Annotated in this window: 15 protein-coding genes; 7 read left to right on the top strand and 8 right to left on the bottom strand. The window is 53.1% G+C overall.

All coding sequences use genetic code 11. The features are described from left to right. Nucleotides 1-11: 11 nt before the first annotated feature. A complete protein-coding gene (gene dksA, locus IAE38_RS14675) occupies nt 12-416 on the top strand; it encodes an RNA polymerase-binding protein DksA (protein ID WP_201162921.1) in 405 nt (134 codons plus the stop codon). Between the two features lie 197 nt (nt 417-613). Here the strand turns inward: dksA and IAE38_RS14670 are convergent, their stop codons facing one another. From IAE38_RS14670 to IAE38_RS14655, 4 genes are read right to left on the bottom strand one after another with little or no spacing between them, the layout of a single operon-like run. Continuing rightward, nucleotides 614-2,083: an ABC transporter ATP-binding protein gene (locus IAE38_RS14670; protein ID WP_201162922.1), complete on the bottom strand. Its 1,470-nt coding sequence runs from the start codon at nt 2,081-2,083 to the stop codon at nt 614-616. Beyond that, nucleotides 2,080-2,901, bottom strand: a complete 822-nt coding sequence (locus IAE38_RS14665; protein WP_201162923.1) for an ABC transporter permease — start codon at nt 2,899-2,901, stop codon at nt 2,080-2,082. The genes IAE38_RS14670 and IAE38_RS14665 overlap by 4 nt, the downstream gene beginning before the upstream one ends. Continuing rightward, a complete protein-coding gene (locus tag IAE38_RS14660) occupies nt 2,898-3,833 on the bottom strand; it encodes an ABC transporter permease (protein ID WP_201218136.1) in 936 nt (311 codons plus the stop codon). Before IAE38_RS14660 ends, IAE38_RS14665 begins: the two co-directional genes overlap by 4 nt. Further along, the gene (locus IAE38_RS14655) at nt 3,830-5,365 is read right to left on the bottom strand and encodes an ABC transporter substrate-binding protein (protein WP_201162925.1); all 1,536 of its coding nucleotides are present in this window, start codon (nt 5,363-5,365) and stop codon (nt 3,830-3,832) included. The genes IAE38_RS14660 and IAE38_RS14655 overlap by 4 nt, the downstream gene beginning before the upstream one ends. A 544-nt stretch (nt 5,366-5,909) precedes the next feature. On the opposite strand from IAE38_RS14655, the gene ykgO reads away from it, so the two are divergent. Then, nucleotides 5,910-6,050, top strand: a complete 141-nt coding sequence (ykgO, locus tag IAE38_RS14650) for a type B 50S ribosomal protein L36 (protein ID WP_117139605.1) — start codon at nt 5,910-5,912, stop codon at nt 6,048-6,050. Between the two features lie 515 nt (nt 6,051-6,565). On the opposite strand, the gene IAE38_RS14645 is transcribed toward ykgO, so the two are convergent. From IAE38_RS14645 to IAE38_RS14635, 3 genes are all read right to left on the bottom strand, one after another. Further along, the gene (locus tag IAE38_RS14645) at nt 6,566-7,402 is read right to left on the bottom strand and encodes an ABC transporter ATP-binding protein (protein WP_201162926.1); all 837 of its coding nucleotides are present in this window, start codon (nt 7,400-7,402) and stop codon (nt 6,566-6,568) included. Beyond that, nucleotides 7,399-8,982: an ABC transporter permease gene (locus IAE38_RS14640; RefSeq protein ID WP_201162927.1), complete on the bottom strand. Its 1,584-nt coding sequence runs from the start codon at nt 8,980-8,982 to the stop codon at nt 7,399-7,401. The genes IAE38_RS14645 and IAE38_RS14640 overlap by 4 nt, the downstream gene beginning before the upstream one ends. Before the next feature lie 131 nt (nt 8,983-9,113). Next, a complete protein-coding gene (locus IAE38_RS14635) occupies nt 9,114-10,157 on the bottom strand; it encodes a LysR family transcriptional regulator (RefSeq protein WP_201162928.1) in 1,044 nt (347 codons plus the stop codon). Between IAE38_RS14635 and IAE38_RS14630 the strand changes: the two genes are divergently transcribed. Next, nucleotides 10,134-12,416, top strand: a complete 2,283-nt coding sequence (locus tag IAE38_RS14630; protein ID WP_236404039.1) for a TonB-dependent receptor — start codon at nt 10,134-10,136, stop codon at nt 12,414-12,416. The two genes, IAE38_RS14635 and IAE38_RS14630, sit on opposite strands and share 24 nt — an antisense overlap. A gap of 17 nt (nt 12,417-12,433) precedes the next feature. After that, nucleotides 12,434-13,501: an ABC transporter substrate-binding protein gene (locus IAE38_RS14625; RefSeq protein ID WP_201162930.1), complete on the top strand. Its 1,068-nt coding sequence runs from the start codon at nt 12,434-12,436 to the stop codon at nt 13,499-13,501. A gap of 33 nt (nt 13,502-13,534) precedes the next feature. On the opposite strand, the gene IAE38_RS14620 is transcribed toward IAE38_RS14625, so the two are convergent. Continuing rightward, entirely contained in the window at nt 13,535-14,446 is a 912-nt protein-coding gene (locus IAE38_RS14620) for a formylglycine-generating enzyme family protein (protein WP_236404037.1), read from the bottom strand. 132 nt (nt 14,447-14,578) lie between these two features. Here IAE38_RS14620 and IAE38_RS14615 point away from each other — a divergent pair, with 132 nt between their 5' ends. The 3 genes from IAE38_RS14615 (at nt 14,579) to IAE38_RS14605 (ending at nt 17,881) form a co-directional block, all read left to right on the top strand. Further along, the gene (locus IAE38_RS14615) at nt 14,579-16,015 is read left to right on the top strand and encodes a sulfatase-like hydrolase/transferase (protein WP_201162931.1); all 1,437 of its coding nucleotides are present in this window, start codon (nt 14,579-14,581) and stop codon (nt 16,013-16,015) included. A 53-nt stretch (nt 16,016-16,068) separates the two neighbouring features. Continuing rightward, the gene (locus IAE38_RS14610) at nt 16,069-16,530 is read left to right on the top strand and encodes a MarR family winged helix-turn-helix transcriptional regulator (RefSeq protein WP_157973387.1); all 462 of its coding nucleotides are present in this window, start codon (nt 16,069-16,071) and stop codon (nt 16,528-16,530) included. A 109-nt stretch (nt 16,531-16,639) separates the two neighbouring features. Next, nucleotides 16,640-17,881: an OprD family outer membrane porin gene (locus IAE38_RS14605; RefSeq protein ID WP_201162932.1), complete on the top strand. Its 1,242-nt coding sequence runs from the start codon at nt 16,640-16,642 to the stop codon at nt 17,879-17,881. Nucleotides 17,882-18,283 lie beyond the last annotated feature (402 nt).

The raw sequence follows: 18,283 nt of genomic DNA, 5'->3' as shown, positions 1-18,283 counted from the left end.
GAGTGACCGACATGACGGAACAAGAGCTGCTTTCTCTGCCAGTTGACGATTACATGGATGCCGCGCAACAGGGGTTCTTCCGAGACCTGCTGCTGTCACAGCGTACGGAGCTGCAGGAGCGAATATCTGGCGAGTTCCAGCTCATGCGAGAGTTCGAGCCTAGCAGCGACCCTTCTGATTTGGGCACCGTCGAGGAGCAGCGCCAGTGGCAATTACGCCTTCTTGAGCGGGAGAAGAAGCTTCTGGACAAGATAGACGAAGCCTTGGAGCGGATCTCGCGAGGGGAGTACGGATGGTGCGAAGAGACAGGAGAGCCCATTGGGTTACGGCGTTTGCTACTGCGGCCAACTGCGACATTGAGCATTGAAGCGAAGGAGCGGCAGGAAAGGAAGGAGCGGCACATGCGGGAAGACTGACCCCTGCATTCAGCCGGTTAATCACTAAAATGTGGAAGCTAATCAAAGGGTTAGTGGTATCACTAAGTCTGATCCCTGCGGCCAGTCGATTACGGATCAGATACTTCAGCTAGCTAGAGCTCAGGCGCCCTACCGAGTAGGGCGCTGAATGAGCTCACTCCCGTTAAATTGTGCGTCGTACGCCAGCCACAGCTACTTTAAGCCTCGGCTGCTGAACGAACTGATTGCGCAGGCGTCTTAGCCATTTCATGTACAGACACTGGATACTCTGAGCTGCCAAGCCGAATACGTTGATCAGAAACTGCATCAATCAGGGCTTCGTCATGGCTAACCAAGAGCACAGCGGTATCACTTTCTTTTGCGGATTCGACTAGCAGTTCCAGCATTTCCTTCTGGGTAATGAGGTCAAGCCGGGAGCTTGGTTCATCCGCGAAAATGAGCACTGGGTCAATCAAGAGTACTCGCAGCAATGAAAAACGCTGCAGCTCACCGCCAGATACATTTTCAGGCAGCCGCCTTAGCAGTGACTGCTCCAATCGAAGTCGTTTTAGCAGAGGGCCGATGCGATTGGCATCAAGGCCATGCAGGTGTACCAGATCTGCCAGATTTTGGGCTAATGTCACTGTCGGCGGGAAGGCGGCGACTGGATCCTGGAAGAGCTTTTGGAACGCAACTCGGGAGGTGCCGGCGCGCTTAACGATGTTGCCTTCGCTTGCATCCATCAGCCCCAGAATCACATCTCCGAGGGTCGACTTGCCGCACCCTGAGGGGCCGGTTACTCCAACGATTTCACCTGGGTGAACATCGAAGGAAAGGCCCTGGAAAAGTGTGCGCCCCCCGCGATCAACAGCCAAGTTTTTAACTTGCACCACTGGCTCGACTGCAGGCAGCGCGGGTTTATGAATCTTCCAATTCAGCGGGTCAGCATCCAATAACTGTCGGGTGTAGGCGTGCGTAGGATTGTTGAGCACCTGTTCGGCGCTACCAGCTTCGATGATCTTCCCCTTGAGCATGATCATGATGTCGCCGCCCAGGCGGCGGGCAACCTCCATGTCATGAGTAATGATCAGCAGCGCACCACCCTCGGCCAAGCCAGCTTTCAGGAGGCTGATCATCTCGTCAATCCGGTCGCGATCCAAGCCTTTGGTGGGTTCATCTGCCACCATCAATTTTGCGCCGCCAGCGTGTGTCGCCGCGAACGCTAAGCGTTGCGCCATACCGCCTGAAAGCTGAAATGGGTACTTCGTGGAAGCATGCTCTAGCCCCAGTCGAACCAAGTCTCTCTGCGCGAGCTCGCGAGACTCAGACGCGTTTTTCCCGACTACATGCTGATAGGTCTCGGAAACCTGAGGAAGTGCGCGCATGGTTGGGTCAAGGCTCAGCCAGGGCTCTTGAGGGAGAACGGCAATTTCACGCCCCCAGAGTGTTTGGCGCCTATTGCTTCGCCCATCCTCACTGACGCCGTCCGCGAACTCAATCCGGCCTTGAGCGTGCAGTCCCGGCGGTAAATTTCCAACAACACCTTGAGCGAATAGGCTTTTCCCTGAGCCGGTTTCGCCAATGATGCTTAGCACCTGACCCGGGAACAGTTCTATGGAAAGTGGATCAACCAGGCGAGTGTCAACTGTTCGGATCTCCAAATCTTCAGTTTTCAGCAGCGGCTTCATGGTTTGCGCCCTCCAGCGATCAGCATGAGTGAAAGAACAATCAGGAAGACAACCATGATCGGCATTGCGATTACTGAAGGTGCTTCTGCAAAGTAGGGGAGCAATTCTGTGATCATCAGTCCCAACTCAGCTGTCGGGGGTTGAACGCCTACGCTGACAAAACCCAGGGCTGCGATTGCCATGATCGCCGAGGCGGCTCCCAACGACGCAATGGTTAGGATCGCGGGCCCTAGCTCTGGCCAAAGGTGGCGGCGGATGACGTACATGGGCCCAAAGCCGAGCAGGCGTGTGGCAGCGACGGCTGGCGATGCCAGTACGGTGCGGGACAGGGCGCGTGTCATGCGGAAGTATTCTATCCAAAGCACCAGTGCGATCGCCCCGTACAAGGCGACAAAGGAACCTGGGAAGATTGCCACGATTAGCAGAACCAACAGCAGGCCGGGCAGCGCCAGAACCAACTCCGTAACAAGGCCAAGTGTCTTGTCGGTAAATCCACCTTTCCAGGCTGCAAGGATGCCCAGAAGTACGCCAGGCACGGCTGCTGTAATTACGCTCACCAGCGCTAGCCCCAATGACAAGCGTACTGCAGAAGCCAAGCGTGCGAGCATATCTCGACCTAAATGATCTGTGCCCAGGGGGTGCGCGCTTATTGAGCCCGACAGAATGGCGTTGTAATCCTGCTTGGCAATGTCCACGTCCCACAGAATAGGAACGAGGACGGCAAAGGCAATCAGAGCAAGGAGGATTGCGAACCCGACCAGCCGAGGTAGGTGGCGAGGCTTTGGTGCCGCGTTTGCGATTTCGAGTTCAATATTCATGCGTCACTCCGGCGCGGGTCAATCAGATGGTTGGCCAGGTCGACACACGTGTTCAGCACCACAAACATGAGACCCATTGCTAGCGCTGCGCCTTGCACCATCGGCAGATCGCGTTGGACGATGGCATGCACCAAGCCATGGCCAATTCCAGGCCAGGCGAAGAGCGTTTCTACGACGACCACGCCTTCAATCAGATACACCAGTTGAACGCCCAGGTAGGTAACTACTGGTACGCCAATGTTGCGTAAGCCGTGGCGTGTGAAGACCTTCAGCGCGCCGAGCCCTTTCAGTCGGCCAAACGCATAGAATGGGGAGGAGGCAATCTTTACCGTAGCGTCTCGCGCCACACGAGATGAGACAGCTGCGAGTCCCAGCGCGAGGGTAAGCGAAGGTAGTATGGTGTGCGCCCAGGTTCCGTGCCCCGCGGATGGCAGGATTGCGAGTGAGACGGAGAATACAAATACTAGAATCACGCCCATCACAAAATGCGGTATAGCGCGAGTTGCTGTGCTCAGGATGAGTAGCCCTCGGTCAAGCACTCCGCCCGGGCGCAGCCCTGCGAAGATTCCGAGTGGTGGGCCGATGAGGAAGGAGAGAATCACCGCTCCAATAGCCAGGCGCACTGAGCTCCCTAGCTCATGAAGTACAACGTCAGTGACAGGGGTACCAGACACCAGGGATGTGCCGAGGTCAAAGTTAAGCAGGTCTTTAATCCAGGCGAGAAAGCGCCAGATTACTGGTTGGTCGAGGCTGAGCTCTGCGCGTACCGCTTCAGCAGCAGCGCCGTTCACCATGTCATAACCATAACGGCCTGCGGCAATTCGGTACGCTGCGTCACCAGGGAGGAGCGTCATCAACATAAACGTTAGAGCGCCGACGACGACAGCCACCATGACCGCCTGAAGCAGTCGAAAGCCTAGAAGCCGGATCATTGTGCCCACCGCATTTTTGTTAGCCCGAACGTGCGCTCGAATGGATCGATTGCTGCCCCTTCCACCTGATTCGACACTGCGATTGTCTGGCGGTACCAGGCCACAGGAATCAGGGGGAGCTCGTTCTGGAATTGAGCAAGCATCTGATTACGCAGAGCTTGTTGGTCTTCTGGCTTTTTTCCGGACAACAGCGCGTTCATCGCGGAGTCAAAAGCAGGGTTTTTCCACCCCAGTGGCCCCCACTCAGCACCGCCGTTTCCAAAGTCGCCGAAAATAGTTACGAGGGGATCGGGCACGAGTGCGTAAGCGCGGGAGAATAGCGCCATTTGAAGGGAACCATCATTGTATGCCACGGGTATAGCGCTGACATTTTCCACTGCCACTTGAACCTCGACGCCAATCTCTCGCAATTGCGCTTGTAAGGCTGTGGCGATCAGTGCCAACTCAGGGCGGTCACCGAAGGTGAGCAGCTTCATACGGAAACGCACCCCGTCTTTCATCAAGATCCCGTCTGAGCCAGCAACCCAACCTTCATTGCCCAACAGCTTGCGTGCCGCTTCTGGGTCGTACTTCAAGGGTGGAAGGCTAGCGTCGTGCCAGGCACTTACGTTATCGGCAAACATTTGTGTTGCGCCGGTACCTGGTGCACGTAATACGGCGGCAGCGATACCTTCCCGTTGGATTGCCAGGCTCAATGCTTTACGGGTATCTACAGAGGCTGTCGGCCCTGCGCCTGAATTCACTGCCAGCATGACAACGCGCGGAACTGGCTCTTTCAGTACATGGACATCCTTGGAGCGTGAGAGTCGAGCAATGCTGGGAGGGTCGAGCTGAAACACAAGCTCAGCGCCGCCGCTCTCGGCCATCAGGGTTCGAGTTTCTCCGCGCCCTGCGCCCAAGTAGGTGGTTTTCTCGATGCTTGGTTTAGTGCCCCAGTATTCTTCGAATCTTTGCGTTGCAAGACGTTGAGGAGGCTCTACCAGGGTTGTCTTGTAGGGGCCGGTGGCAATGACCTTTTGAACAACATCCTTCGAATCATACGCAGCCGCGGCCAAGATGCTGGTGGACGAGTGAGCCAACAGCGCGGGCAGAGGGGCGAAGGGCTCCTTCAGTCGAATGACAACTTCGTTGCCTTCGGCTGTAATCGATTCAATCTTGGCTTTGCTCAGAATGCCCGCCTTGTTCCGAGCGACATTGAGTGAATGAGCCGCTACAACTGGGGTTAATTCGCTTCCATCATGAAATTTCACACCGGGTCGGATTGCCAGGTGCCACACTTTTCCGTCATCCGTGACACTCCACGTCTCAGCAAGCGCGGGTTGGGGCTGTCCTATCGGGTCGGCTTCTAGCAGGGTTTCAGTGATCTGCATTCGCTGAAAAATGAATCCGGATACGGACGGATCCAGGCCCACGATCTCGAAGGGAGCAACGACGTCAAAGACTTTGTCATCAGCGTTGACGTTTGCGTAGGCGAAGGTCGCGCAGACGGCAACTGCTGCCGCGAGTAGCTTTAGCTTGGGCTTGAGTACCACATTACATTCCTTTTGCTCGACACCCGACGGCAACGTTGAAGCGACCTGTCTAGGCCGAGCGCTTCAGAGTTGTTCGTCCTTGTCAGTTTCGGTGAAAAAAAATCATCCAGTGCGGAAGTCGCGCATGGTAGGCAATGTGATGATATAACGTCCATTATTGAAATATCTTGTTACGTTCCCGCTCAAGCCATGCGTGTCGTAATTGGGGCGGTTCGCATTTTTCATCCCAAGGCAGCAGCTGATCACCGCCTGTCGCTTGGGGTACGCATTATGATGACGCTGAAGGAAACCCAAGATCTGGGGCTCTCATCGAGAACCTCCTAGGGGTCGCTAGGCAGCTGTGCAGGCGTGTTCCATGAGCGTCTGCGCCGGGCAATACGTGTACATGCGTGAGCAGTCGGCTGTTTCGGGAACTGAGTCATCGTTGCATGACAAGTGGCTTGGCCTGCAGTAATCAGAACCGATGAGGGGGGGGTGAGGGTGAGGCTTGTAGTCGAGAATGATTCGCGTTAACATAATGTTATCACATAACAGGAGTGGCGCCATGCAAGTTCTTTCATCGCTCAAACAGGCCAAGAATCGCCATCGTGACTGCCAGATCGTGAAGCGTCGAGGCAGGATTTACGTGATCTGCAAATCCAACCCGCGGTTTAAGGCTAGGCAAGGTGGTGTCAAGAAAAAATAAATTCTTGAAAAATGTCGAGCCTCGTTTTTGTAGGCTGACAACTGCGCTCGCTGTTAGCTTCGAGCGCGGTTGTCGGTCAACTGCAGTGTGCTGAGGCTCCATCAGCTGGGCGGCGGGTGATCAGTTTCTGATGTGATCTGTTTTAGTGGTGATGCGCTTAACCGACAAAGCTCAGAGAGCAGGTTAGCCGCGAGTATCGGAAAGCCGTTGCAGTAGAAATCTCCGGTCGTAAACCCCGCACGGCAAAGGTCGTCAGGCCCTGGCCACCAAAGTTAGCTCGACCAACCCCACCCGCTAGTCCAGAGATTCTTGCAGTGGTGTTGCACCTATGTCCTGCGCTACGTTTTAGCGTGGAGCTTCGCCCGAAATCATCCTCTTGATGACGCCCTGATCGCGCTCGACGGATTGAGTATCCCGTCCCGATAGAGCCCCTGGGCACGTAGCAATCATCTTTTTCATAGACGGTTTAGGTCGCATCTCTACGAGGACACCCTTAGAAAGTTATTTGGTGGCGGCTAGAGGGCGATGGCGCTCGGCGATAGGCTTTCGAGTCGACGAGTCTCGGCTGCGTACGCCTCATCGCCTGTCATCGTGTACAGCAGCTCCTTCTGTAATCGAAGAAATTCAAATGAAGTGCGCTCTCTTGGGTGTGCTTCACAAACCTTTATCACCTTCTGAATCCTTCCCGGGCGAGGGGCCAGTAGAATAATCCTGTCGGCGATATAGATAGCTTCCTCTATATCATGGGTCACCAGAATGGTGGTAATTCGAGACTCCGCTCTGATCCTAAGAAGTTCTTGCTGCATCTGCGTGCGAGTATTGGCGTCTAGGGCACCAAATGGTTCATCCAATAGCAAGATGCGCGGACTACTCACAAGTCCTCGTGCGATGGATACGCGCTGAGCCATCCCCCCCGAGAGCTGGTGGGGATAGCTGTCTGCGAATCCATCCAGCCCAACTAGCCTCACATGATCAGCAATTTTCGACTGTCGTTCTTGTGTACTCAGTTGGTCATTCAGCAGTCCCAACTCGATGTTCTTGGCTACAGTTAGCCATGGAAACAAGCGGTGCTCTTGAAAAACCATGCCTCGCTCTTGCTCGATGCCCTTAACCGGGCGGCCTTTAACACAGATTGACCCTTCGTAGTCTGTATCCAGTCCAACGAGCATCCTCAAAAGCGTAGACTTGCCGCAGCCACTTGATCCTAAGAGAGCAATCGACTCACCTTCAGCGATGTCCAGCGTGAAGTCATCAAGCGCTAACAGATCACCTTGGGTGGTCTTGAATTTTTTTCTGACATTTTTGAAAGAAACAATAGCCGTGTCGCACGCAGCATTGATTGATGAATTCATTTAAATCTCCAGCGCGATGCTAGCTTCTCAATTTTCATGCCTAGCTTATGAATTACGGCGCCCGTTAATCCGATTAAGATCATTGCTGCCATGACATCGTCCATTCGGAATAGCTGTTGTGCGGCAATCATGTAACTTCCTATTCCAGAAGTCGTGGTAATAAAGTACTCCGCGCCGATAGTGGCAAGCCATGCATAAATCAAAGATACCCGGAGTCCGCTGAATATGCTGGATAATGCACCGGGAAGAATGAGCTTGGTCATTCTATGCCACAAACCCAGCCGCAGAACGCGAGCAGCCTCATTCAAATCCATAGACAGGTTCGCGATTCCAGTCTGAGTGGCTACATAGAGAGGAGAGAAGCACGCGAGTGCTATGAAAGCAATTTTAGATGTATTTCCTAGGCCGAACCACGCGGTAATTAAAGGAATCCATGCGAAAATTGCGACGTGACGGATAACCGAGAGCGTTGGGCCGCAGGCATGTTCTACTACCTGCTTCATGCCCAATAAAACCCCAACGATAATTCCGAAGCTACCACCAACGGTTAGGCCAATTAGCGAGAAGCGCAAGCTCTGAGCAAGCGATGTGGCCATATTCCCCTCGGTAAGCCCATGCCACAAGGTGATAAAAACCTTGTTGGGATGGATAATGATGTTAGGGTTGACTGCACCTGCAGCCGACACGGCGTACCATGCTGTTAGCATTAAAACAGGAATAATCCAAGGCTCTATATTTTCAATACCAATCAGTGATCGCCGTTTCAACTCTAACGCACTCGGTTGAGGCCAGTGTATGCAATGCTGATCAATCCAACGGATTCCACGATCCATTACAATACCGATCACTGCGACCACGCAGATACATACCAGCACAATGTCCAGCATAAACAATTGGCGGCCCCACACCATGAGGTAGCCCAAGCCGTCGCTTGAGGCTAGTAGCTCTACTGCAAGCAGTGACGACCATGCGGTACCAAGGGCCGTCTTGCATCCTGCGAGGACGGAGGGCGCCATCGCCGGAATGATGAGGTACCTTAGTCTTGCCCACGGCGATAGGCGAAGAACTGCTGCCGCCTCCTGGAGTCGTGAAGGGATGTCCCGCACTCCCATAGCGGTATGGAATGTCATGGGCACAATCACCGCCTTCATGACGACGACTATTTTGAGCGTCTCTTCGATGCCGAACCACAGCATGAAAAGTGGAATCCACGCCAGCGTTGGCACTTGGGCCAGTGCTGAAAACGTGGGGAGAAACAAGCGTTCTGCTCGTTCACTCAGACCTATCAATGTACCCAGAAGTACACCCACCAAGAGGCCAGAGGTCAGGCCTAAAACCAGTCTACGAAGACTGATCAAAATGCTGGCCACCAGGTCTTGTTGTGCAAGATCCAGTGCTGAACTCCAAACCACGGACGGTGAAGGTAGAACCTGACTGTTCAACCAATCGTAATGTGATGCCAGATGCCAGAGTATTACTATAGCTAGCGGTAGTATCAAGGGGGACAACGAGTGCGCGCATTCCCCGAATTTGAACAACCTGCTTCGAATGGGTTGGTCTTGCGGTATTGAAATAGACATCTTTGCTGCCTGTCTGACTAGGCGGGCGACTGAGAAGTCGGGCCGAGAAGGTGATCGAACACTGTATGGCGCGATGCTCTGGTGCTCAATTGCCTTCAGCGCATATTGACATGCACGGCTTGCATAAGTATTCAGTGCGGAACTTGATCGTAATCTTGCAGTAGTTGTATGAATGTCTGCCTTAGAGGAGTTGTCATTGTTCCCTTCAGTGAAATAATTCCATTTAAGATATTCCTGTCCTGCTGCGCCCCCTGGAAATCACTGGGCTCGATAACCCGGAGCAATCTTTTTTGAATATTATCTTCTATCATAGGGAGCAGGGCTGAGCAGCCAATGGTGTGTGAGTTTAGACTGATATCCATAATGGAGTAGCCGTTCTCGCAAAGTAAGCTCGGTATGTAGTCCGGCTCCGATAGGTAGGTGGACAGTAACTTCCTAACACCAAACGTACAGCCAATTGGATATTTTAAGATGTTGTATTTGTTTGGCGTTTCTTTGAATACTGGATGTTCAGCTTGAGCGTATAAGCACCACTTTCTTGGCGCGAGAGGAACTATTTGGTGGTTCTTGTCATCTTCAAAATAAAGTGTATTGCTTATGAAGAAGTCTATTTCGCCGCGGTTAAGTTTTAAGCTCAGTTCATTCCACTTATCCACAACAAATCGAGCCTTGGCATGTGGGTGGTTCTGCAAAAGTTTTGCGATTGCTTTAGGTACTATTGAGGCAGCCGCTACTGGGCCACAACCGAAATTCAAAACGGATTGAGCATTGCTGTTAAAGGCAGCAATCCTAAATGCCAGTTCGTCTGATTTTCTTAGAATCTCATTGGCGTAATCCAGCAGAACTTTGCCTTGCTGGGTAGGTGGAAGCCCTTTCTTTTCTCGGTGAACAAGATCACATCCCACTTGATGCTCTAAAGCCTGGATGCTTCGGCTGAAAGCGGGCTGTGACAAATTAACAGAATGGGCTGCAAGCACAAAGCTTCGGTGATTAATCAACGCAACGAAATGCCGCAAGTTTCTCAGTTCGAAATGCATCGTGTGCATACCCCTATAAGCCATACGCATTTGCGCGGGAATTGCTCGAATTTTAACCTCAAATAACAAATATTCACAACGAGCATCTTTTTTATTCCCTGGGGATATATGCATATGCAGCATCGGTTTAAGTGTCATCTGCTTTACTGGTCGGTCGCACTGGCTTACACATGGCAAGGTGCTTCTGTGTACGCAGACGATTTACCGATTTCAAAGCCAGAGGCAAGAGATGACTCCACGCTGTCCAAGGTGGTGGTGAACGCACGGCGCCGTGATGAGGCAGCTCAAGACGTGCCTGCCCCGATGACGACGCTGACCGGTGAGCATCTTCAGGACAATCGTGTGTCTGCGATACAGGACATTCAGCAACTTGCTCCTAGCGTCAACATGCCATTTTGGCACGCAGCGCAGAGCAGTCTGTCCATTCGTGGTATTGGCAACAACCCGAGGAACGACGGACTGGAAGGTAGCGCAGCCGTCTACATCGATAACGTGTATCTCAGTCGAACAGGCATGGCCGCCTTCGACCTGCTGGATATCGAACAGGTGGAAGTCCTGCGGGGAGCGCAAGGTACGCTGTTTGGCAAAAACAGCACGGCGGGCGTTGTGAACATCCGCACCAAGGCCCCGACCTTTTATCCCGAGAACCATCTCAGTGTGTCCACGGGCCAGTATGGATTGAAGGAGTATCGAGGAAGTTTCTCGGGGCCACTCACAGATGCTGTTGCTGGTCGCATTTCCCTTAGCCGCAGCGAGACCGATGGTTTCATCAAGAACGTCCACGACGGAGATTACCAAGGCCGCACCCGACAGGGCATTCGAGGGCAATTGCTGTTTGAGCCTGACGATGACTTCAGCTTGAGGCTGATCGCTGAGTACAACGATGAAGACCTCGACCTCACTCGTTCATTTTTGAGTTTTGGGCCACTGGCGAGCACCCGGGCACGATACGCCAGGGTAGGTGCGCAAGACCCCATCACCGACCCTAAGAAGCTAAAGGTCAATACGGACGGTAGAAACGGGAGCAAGGTATATCAGAATGCTCTCTCGGCTGAAGCCAACTGGAAGCTTGACGGAGGCTACTCTCTGACTTCTATCAGTGCTTGGCGGTTGTGGCAGTTCGATCCCTACAACGACGACCTCACCACCGCACCGGTATGGACGAACATGGGAGCGTCCGCCAATGCATCGCAGTTCTCCCAAGAAATCAGGCTCGCCTCGCCAAAGGATGACACGTTCGAATACGTCGTAGGCGCTTACTATTTCAAGGGTAGCGTCGGAAACAATCTGTTCTACAACTACGGCCCTCAAGCAGATGCCTGGTTTGGGCTACCTGTCGGGGCGCTGAGTAATGTCAGTTCTAAAATGCCTTCGAAGGTGTCCACGGACAGCTACGCCGTATTTGGCCAGGGCACTTGGCACTTGAATCCCCAGTGGGATTTGACGCTTGGATTACGAGGTACCTATGAAGAAAAGACGGGGAGGGTCAAACGTTATGAGCCCACCGGCGATTCGGTAACCGGTGCTGCGCTGGCTGCGAGGAATGCACGATTAGGGGCTTACGACTCCGGAAATCTGAAGATCTCGGGCAGCAGTCCATCTGGGATGGCATCGATAAGCTACAAGGTTAACCCGGATCTTATGGTTTACAGCAGCCTCACGCATGGCGAGAAATCAGGGGGCATCAACCCTTCACTACCTGGCAACGGTGCCTCTTCACTGCTAATCGGCCCTGAGCGTGCCAATGATGCGGAGCTAGGCTTCAAAAGCACGCTTTGGGGTGGGCGAGTGAGCTTCAACGCCAATCTCTTCTGGTCATGGATCACTGGTTACCAAGCGACTGTTTGGGATCGTGAGGCCAACACCAGCTATTTGAGTAACGTAGGCAGCATGCGAAGCAGGGGCATCGAGTTCGAGACCACCGTCATGCCAATCAAAGGCTTGACGCTTAATGCCAATGGTTCGTTTATCGATGCCATTTACATGGACTACCAGGACGGCCAGTGCCCGCCGGAAACGCCAGGTACTACCTGCAACCTGACTGGCAAGCGTGTATCCGGATCCCCCCGTCAGATCTTCAACGCCAATGCTCGATACCAGTGGGCGCTCGACTCCGGTATCAGGCCCTATCTGAATGCCTCGTATTCATACAGGGCGAAAAGCTTCGGTACCGGCGACGATTCAGATTATGGCGTGATCCCGTCCTATAGCCTGACCAACCTATCCGGAGGTGTTCGTATTGATGACGGGGACGCTCAATGGGATGTCTCGCTGTGGGTGCGAAACGTGTTCAACAAGTTCTACTACACCAGCGTGGCGACTGGGGCAGGCAACATCTTTGCGGGTACGATAGGTGATCCTCGCACCGTCGGTGCCACCGTGTCTTACGATTTTTGAAAAGTAGTGAATCGACGATGAAAAAGTATGTGTTGAAGTCAAGAAAGCTAATGGTCGCAAGCCTACTCATCCTGTTGAGCGGCTGGCTCTCTCCCGTAGCGTTTGCTGCGCCACCACCAACGGTCATTAGGCTCGCGGCTCCGGACAACGGTCTCGGGGGTAAAGAGCACTTCAACGGTGGTGTCGCGGATGTGCTTGTCTGGCGGCAATTGTTGGAGAAGGAGTTTCAGGAGGATGGCATCAAGGTGGAATGGCAGTTTTTCAAAGCTGCCGGCCCAGCGATCAATGAGGCCTTGGCGAACAAGCAGGTAGATTTTGCTTTCTACGGTGACCTTCCTGCGATCATTGGTAAAGCAAACGGGTTGGATATCACTCTCCTAGCGGCGACTGGCCGCCAAGGGAATGCTTATCTAGGGGTACGGCAAGGACTTGATGTCAAGTCATTGCACGACTTGAAAGGCAAGACACTTGCGGTTTTTCGAGGCACTATCTTCCACTTGTCTCTGGTGAATGCGTTGGCATCCGTGGGGATGACCGAGCGTGACCTGCGAGTCGTCAACATGGATCTTGCCGCGTCCACTGCAGCACTTTCCACCGGTCGGGTTGATGCTGTATGGGGGTCAAGCAATTTGTACGAACTGCAGGACAAGGGGCTTGCCTACGTTGCACTGTCCAGTGGAGATCTCGGTGGAGTAGGGGGCGTACAAAGCGTTCTGGTTGGGAGCAAAGAATTCTTGGCCAGCTATCCCGATATCACTCGACGCTTGCTGAGAGTCTTCGCTGGTGCCTACGACTGGATCAGCGTTCCATCGAACCGTCAAGTCTACCTGAGCGAGGCTGCACGTCGATCCGGGTTTACGCAGGAACAGGTTGATCGCGCAATGGGCACGCTGAGCTTTGGGGATATTCTTCAGCCAGATCTGGATGCGCCATTCATTGAATCGTTAGATAAGCAGGTATCGCTTGCCAAAGAAATGCGCTTGATCAGGAAGTCGTTCAATGCCGCAGATTGGGCTGACACAAGACCACTACTCGAGGCCAAAGCTCTGCCTAGCGCTGACATCGTCAAGGCGATATCTCAATAGGGGGTAGAAGGGCCCCGAACGGGGCCCTATCTATCAGCTGACCACGCACCTGAAACCAATATGACTTGTGGGGCTATCGATTGACTGTGGGTGTCGCGCTGCGGGTCGATACCTCTTGCAGTAATTAGGTGCGCACAGATGCGATCCGCCTTTGAGTACTTTCCTGGGCACCGGCGCAGGGTCGAAGGGGTCAAGGCTTCTCCGTTTTAGCACTTCCTCTGTCGAGCAGCATGATCGCATGGGCTGGGCGGTGGGAATGTTCCACCAGTCACTCGTCCACTCCCATACATTCCCAATCATATCGGCCAGGCCATAGCCGTTAGAGGGGAAACTGCCAACAGGCGATGTTCGCAGCCAACCATCGGTCAATTCATTTTCATGAGGGAAGGCGCCTTGCCAAAAGTTGGCCATCATCGCGCCGCCTGGGGCTAGCTCACCCCCCCAAGCGTACTCAGCGTCCGCCAAGCCACCTCGTGCCGCAAACTCCCACTGGTCTTCCGTCGGCAGGGTCTTCCCAGCCCACGTTGCAAAGGCAAGCGCATCTTCATAAGCGATGTGTACGACTGGGTGGTCGAGCAGGTCATCAATGCTACTTCCGATACCCAATGGCGCCTTCCAGCACGCACCGGGGCTGTACTCCCACCATGTGTCCGAGTTCGCAGTAGGTTGAACAAAAACAGCTGAACCCGCGCCCGGGTTTGAGTCACATGCATCGGTCGGGTTTTTCTCGGCAAGGGTGACAAAACCGGTGGCGGCCACAAACGCTTCGAAATCCCGATTTGTGACTGGACTGCGATCGATCCAGAACGCGGCCACTGTCCTTTCCTGCCGAGGGGCCTCTTCGGGGTAGAAACTGTCGCTGCCTTTCAGGAATCGGCCTGCTGGAATAAAGCACATTCCCTCCGTCGACCCACGAGAATTGGATAACTCATCGCTTAGCGTCATATCGAATAACCTCAATCTAAACAGTTATTTGCACTTGCATATGCATCTGCATATATTTGTAACATAGCGGAATGGCCGTCGCGGGTGAAGCCCTAACAGCGCCGTATTCATAGTCACCTACCTGAGGTAAGCATGAGCGAAGAAAAGGACGCCCCTACATCCAAACGACCCAACGTGGTCATCATCATTGCGGACGATATGGGTTACGGGGATCTGTCTTGCTACGGCAGCAAGCTTGTAGAAACCAAGCACATCGATAGCATCGCTAAAAAAGGCGTAAGGTTGACCGCCGGATACGCCTCCGCTCCGCTGTGCAGCCCCTCGCGCGCGGGCTTGATTACCGGGCGTTACCAGCAGCGCTTTGGGTTCGAGCAGCAGGTTTCATCTGGAGCGTTCCCTGAGCGGCACCCTGTTCGAAACGCTGATGGTTCACTTGCGGAACTACAGGGTGAGGCGGAGTTTTTGCGACGAGGAATCCCTAAGTCGGAAAAAAACATCGCCGAGCTCTTCAAGGCAGCTGGCTATAAAACCGGTGCGATCGGGAAGTGGCACTTGGGACACGGAGCAGAATTCCTCCCGCAGAATCGCGGTTTTGATCACTCGGTAGTGTTTTACGGCAATACCAGCCTGCAATCTACAAATCCTGACGATCCAGACATGTTCAGTCTCAAGGTCGACTTTCACGACGAAATACCGGACACCGCCTGGACACGGGAGGGGCTGAATGAAATTCGCGAAAACGGCGAAATTATCGATATCGACCAGTACCTGTTGTTCTACTTCCGAGACCGGGCAGAGCAGTACATCAACGAGAACAAGGATGAACCCTTCCTCCTGTATTTCGCAATGAATTCGCCGGTACCTCCGCTTCAGGTACCTCGCCACTACTTCGATTCATTGAAGGAAACGATCCCTAACATCGCCGTGCGTGGCTACAACGCCCTCTTGCTGGCGCAGGATGACGCCGTAGGGGCGATTTTGGAAACGCTTCGAAGAAATGGGCTTGAGGACGACACCATCGTGGTGTTTGTGAGTGACAATGGCACGGCCACGAGCCGCCCGGGCAGCAATGCTCCTTTCTCTGGGGGCAAGTTCTCTACGTGGGAAGGGGGCATTCGCATGCCATACGTCATGCAGTGGCCAGGCCAGATTCCAGCTGGCCTCATTTTCTCTAAGCCAGCTTCTACATTGGACATTCTGCCGACGGTAGCAGCTGGGTGCGGAGTCTCGACTGAACGCTCGCAGCCCCTCGATGGGGTAGATTTGTTGCCGTATTTCAAAGGTAATGTCGAGGATGCGCCCCATGAGGCCCTTTTCTGGAAACTTGATGGCTATTCTGCAGTAAGGGTTGGTAAGTGGAAGCTCTATCTTGAGACGCTCGAAGAGGTCGCGATGTTGTTCGACCTCGAAGCAGATCCACAGGAGCTGAACGACCAATCAGCAGAGCAGCCTGAGGTTTTCGAGGCCCTCAAAGCGCGCTATGAGGCATGGGAAGCCAGTTTGCCGCCCAGAGCTTGGACAAACTATTACGGGGGTTTCCGTCGCAAGGTAGGTTTACAGGGGCGTTGAGTTATGAAGGCTAACACACTATAAAGGCTAGTTTGACCGATATGAGTCTGACAATGACTGCTAACCATGAAATCCTCAATGAGCTGCAAGGCCTTAATCTTGCTGAGTTCTTGCCACACCGGTTGGCTGTCTTGTCCAGGCTCGCGCAATCGCTCCTTGCCTCCGAGCTTGCCCAATTCGACATGTCTATCTCTCACTGGCGAATTTTCCTTTGCTTAGCGAAGAACGGGCCGTCAACTGTCAATGGAATCGCGGATTTCACCAAGATTTCTCAGTCAGCGTTGAGTCGCGCTATTTCGAAACTTGATGAGCGTGGATTCGTTTGCAAAACTAAGAATCCGGAGGATCGCAGGCTGGCCGCGATATCTATCACAGAAGAAGGGTTGCGTCAGCTGAACTTAGCAATCGCGACTATCACCGCGACTTGGGATTCTTTGCTCGTCGAGCGGGGCGTTAATAAAGGTGCTTTTCTCGATACGGTCAACGACATAATTGTTCGCCTCGGTGGCGACTAGATCGGGAACTATAGTAAGCACTTAATTTTTTAATATTGCCGCTGGCCGATAGGTCGGTGGCTTTCGTTCGCCCGGAATTTGTTTGGCGAGCGGCATCGTTGGAACTCACATGTACCGTACCTTCCAATCTTTAACACGTTGCCTGCTTGTGTTTCCTTTGCTTGCGCAAGCTGCATCTGCCGATACGTTCGATGACAGTAAGCTAGTATTGGACTTTAGAAATTTCTACATGAATCGAAATTTCGTAAATGATAAGGCGCCAGTATCAAAACAGTATAGCTGGTCGCAAGGTGTGCTAGGAAAATTCTCATCGGGATACACTGACACTCCCGTTTCGCTTGGGTTTGATCTCAATGCTCAGTATGCACTTCGCCTTGACTCTTCGGGGAATGATGGCTCATTACCGTTTGGCAATGATTCAAAGAAGACCACGCCGAGTTATGGTAGGGCCGGTGCGACGCTCAAACTTAGGTACAATCAGACTGATGCTTGGATAGGTGATCAGCAGCCCAATTATCCAATCATGGGTAGTGAGACATCTCGACAATTGCCGTCAGTGGCGCAAGGTGCTGTGGTGCAGAACCGCGACCTGGAAGGTCTGACACTCACTGGAGGGCGCTTCTGGTCTCAAGTAACCCGAGAGTCCTCAGAGCACGCAGAACTATATTTGATGAATCAAAGCAAAGGAAGTGCGAGTGATGATGGGCTGGATTTCTTCGGCGTTGACTACGATGTAAGCCAAAATTTCAGACTCAGCCACTGGCAATCTGTTTTGCATGATATTTATAAGCAGCGTTATGTGGGGGGGCAGACCCGGACACACTTTGGTGAGGGGAAGGTGCTGGGCTTTGACGTCCGACTCAACGATTTTCGCGCGGATGGAGATCGTCGAGGTGGGGATATCGATAATAGGAACTATGGTGTCGGGCTAAGCCTTACCCAGGGAAACCATCTGATTGGAGCAACGTATCAGAGGATGTTGGGACAAACGGGATACCCTTTACTCAGCGGTAACACAGATGTCACTGCTTTGGTAGGGTGGTCTTCACTCGGCTTCATCCGACCCAATGAGCACTCTTGGTCAATTCGTCATGTCTACAATATGGCTGGAATTGGCCTGCCTGGAGGTCGGTTTTTTACCCGCTTTAGCAAGGGCACGCAGATTGATCGCGGAGCTGGCTTAGCGAGGGACAAAGAGACGGAAACTGATTTTATTGCTGATTATGTATTTCAGACGGGGGCCTTGAAGAACCTCGCGATACAGCTGCGCTACATACCGATTAGACAAAAGTATGGATCGGATGCTGATACTATTCGCTTTAATGTCAATTATTCCTGGCATGTTTTTTGATGGAGCACGGCTTGATACGCTCTCTGAGGCAGCAGGAGTCGAATACACTTTTGACCAATGGCCATTGAAATCTTTGTCTACCGCAGGATGGCGAGCGACATCTATCGGCTGTTGACGTGCCTAAGATCCTGGTTTAGATGCTCCAGCCTTAATGACCGCACGACCGATGCTAACTCGTTGGGTATTTCCATTGTGACTGCCAGGGCGTCAAGCGTCGGGGCAGGATCATCGTAAACGACACCTTCCAGCCTCACCGTTGCGGCACTGAATCGAGTATCGAACTAAAGACGGTCTGCTAATTGTCTCGCAACATTTTGATCACTTTGGAAGAGCCGGTCAGGGGGACGGCCCGCTAGTGCCCTGAGCGCTTAATTCATTAGCTTATTTTTTATCACGCTCAGC

The sequence above is a fragment of the Pseudomonas sp. S32 genome, assembly GCF_016648095.1.
Taxonomy (GTDB): Bacteria; Pseudomonadota; Gammaproteobacteria; order Pseudomonadales; family Pseudomonadaceae; genus Aquipseudomonas; species Aquipseudomonas parafulva.
The sequence above is the reverse complement of the archived record's forward strand: the minus strand, read 5'-3'. Positions and strand labels throughout refer to the sequence as shown.